The sequence below is a fragment of the Mesorhizobium sp. B1-1-5 genome, from assembly GCF_006443065.1.
Lineage (GTDB): Bacteria > Pseudomonadota > Alphaproteobacteria > Rhizobiales > Rhizobiaceae > Mesorhizobium.
Genome location: NZ_VFWS01000239.1, coordinates 1 through 2,243, shown reverse-complemented (window position 1 = coordinate 2,243; position 2,243 = coordinate 1). Strand labels below are relative to the sequence as shown.

The following is a 2,243-nucleotide window of genomic DNA, read 5'->3' as shown; positions in this document are numbered from 1 at the left end:
ACATAAAGCAGCGCTTCACCGTCGGTTATTGACTAGGCAGGCCTGGCCAGCTCGAAAGCGAAACGGCTTTCGGAGTTGGCGAGCCCAGCTGCTTCTTGTCCATCAACGTTCTAAACGTCGCCCGTCATCATCGCTCGCAGCCATGCCATGATGGCATCGAAGTCGATCGGTTTCGTCGTGTCGACGTCGAAGAGCGGGCCGCGCCGCAGCGGTTCGGCGCGCCTGGCGAGTTCGATCAGTTCGGGGATATAGGCCGCGCCTGGATGGCCGGCGGGACGCTGGCCGAGCCGGGCGCCATAGCGTTCGGCCAAAACCTCGCCCGGCGCGTGGCACCAGATTTCGAAAGTCTGTTCGACACCGGCATTCCTGAGATGATCCTCGAGCAGCTCGCGCGGCTGGAAACCGAACCAGGCGTCGACGATGAATGTGGAGCCCGCTGGGGCTTCGCCGACGACTGACCAGATCGCCTGATAGCTGGCCCGGCCGAGCGTGCGGTTGAAGGCGCGGTCGCCACCGCCGAGCGCTTCGAGAAACGGATTCTTGATCGTATCGAGCGCAAGCAACGGCCATCCCGTGCGGTCGGCTATGCCGCGCGAGACCGTGCTCTTGCCGCTGGCCGGAACAGACATGGCGACGCTGTTGTCGATGGCGGCACGCAAGGGCGTTGCCCAGGCTTCCAGTATAGCGCGCGCCTGGATGTCTCCGGCGGCGTCGCGGGCAAAGAGCTGGTCGACCGAAAGGTCGGGACGCAAGCCGGCCCGCGCGATGTGACGGCCAAGCGCGGTGCCTGAACTGGTGGTTTCGACACAACCGCGCCGGCCGCAGGCGCAGATCTCGCCATTGACGTCGACAGTGATGTGGCCGAGCTGCCCTGCCGTTGCCCGGCCACGCACGATCCGCCGATCTTGAGCGACGGCCCCGCCAATGCCGGTGCCGATGGTGAACATGGCGACGTCGTGATGACCCCGGCCGGCGCCGAGCGCCATCTCGGCGACCAGTGCCATGTTGCAATCATTGTCGATGACGACGGGCTTGCCGGCCATGTCCTCCAGGCACTGCGCCAGCGAGACGGAGGCCAGATTGACGTAGCCGCCGGACAGGACCGCGCGGCGATGCGCATCGACGCGGCCGGGAACACCGATGCCGATGGCCGAAACCTCCGATGTGTCGAGCCGGCGCACCATCCCGGCGATCCGCGAGAGCACAGCCTGCGGGTCCGGCGCGCTCTTTTCGGACAGACGTTCGAGGATTTCGCCGGCGCCCGAAATGCGGGCGGCCCGCAGATTGGTGCCGCCTATATCTATCCCTATGCTGAGAGGCATGACGTCCTGCACGTGTCGGTGATCCAACGCGGATATCAGGCGGCGGCCTTGCGCCGGTGATGCCCGATTACCGCCTGGATCTCACGCAATCGCGGCACCGCGATGGTCTTAAGCCTTTCGCGCTGAATGTCACGATCGAGCGAGATGCAGTCCTTCCACAGCGAGCGGCCGGCGATAACGCCGGAGGCGCCGTTCTGCATGGCAATCTCGACCTGGCCGAGGAAGGTGGCGTGGTTGACGCCGGCCGAAAGCACCGCCCACGGCACCTCGCCGGCCATTCTGGTGATGTTGGCGCAGGCCTCCGGCGTTCCGGGATACGGAAGCTTCAGCACCTTTGCCCCGCACTCTAACGAGATTTTTGTGCCTTCCTCGACAAGCCACGGCGTCTTCGTCGCATAATCTTCAGGGCTTTCGCCTTCGAGCTGATAGGTCAGGAATTCGACGACGAGCAACAAATCTTCCTGCCCGAAATCGGCGATGCATTGGCGCAGGATGGCAATGTTGTGCTCATTCGCTTCGGGCTTGTCGGCCCGCAGATACACCATGATCTTGCCGCCCGTGCCACCCAGTTCGCGCACGCGGCGCGCATCGATGCCGGGGACAAGGCGCGACAGGCGATAGCCTTCAGGCGAGACGTCGAAACCCGAGGCGTCGAGGCCGATAAGCAGCGCGGTATCGCGGTTCAGCACGCCCTCCTCGACAACCCGCGGCACCGCGCAGAGCGGGTCGAGCAGCACGCAGGACGCGGCACTTGCAAGGTAGCGCGTGACGTCGGCCTTGGTGTCGCCGAGCATGTCGTTGGTGATCCTGGCCTGTTCGGCCGGATCCGACGCCAGCAAGGTGCGCATGCCGCCGCGCTGGTCGCAGGCGATGGCCAGCATGGCCCCGTCCTTGCCGCATATCTGCTGATAGCCGCGCAGC

General features: G+C 65.1%; 2 protein-coding genes. Both read right to left on the bottom strand.

The window, feature by feature from the left end; all coding sequences use genetic code 11:
• Nucleotides 1–110 precede the first annotated feature (110 nt).
• Nucleotides 111–1,322 (bottom strand): ROK family protein, encoded by a 1,212-nt coding sequence (locus FJ980_RS29920; protein ID WP_140547219.1) that lies wholly within the window; start codon nt 1,320–1,322, stop codon nt 111–113.
• A gap of 35 nt (nt 1,323–1,357) precedes the next feature.
• The gene (locus FJ980_RS29915; protein WP_140547218.1) at nt 1,358–2,242 is read right to left on the bottom strand and encodes a tagatose-bisphosphate aldolase; all 885 of its coding nucleotides are present in this window, start codon (nt 2,240–2,242) and stop codon (nt 1,358–1,360) included.
• Between the last annotated feature and the right edge of the window lies 1 nt (nt 2,243).

Coding starts and splice junctions, on each gene's coding strand:
- FJ980_RS29920 (WP_140547219.1), bottom strand. CDS start 1,322: ATGCCTCTCAGCATAGGGATAGATATAGGCGGCACCAATCTGCGGGCC.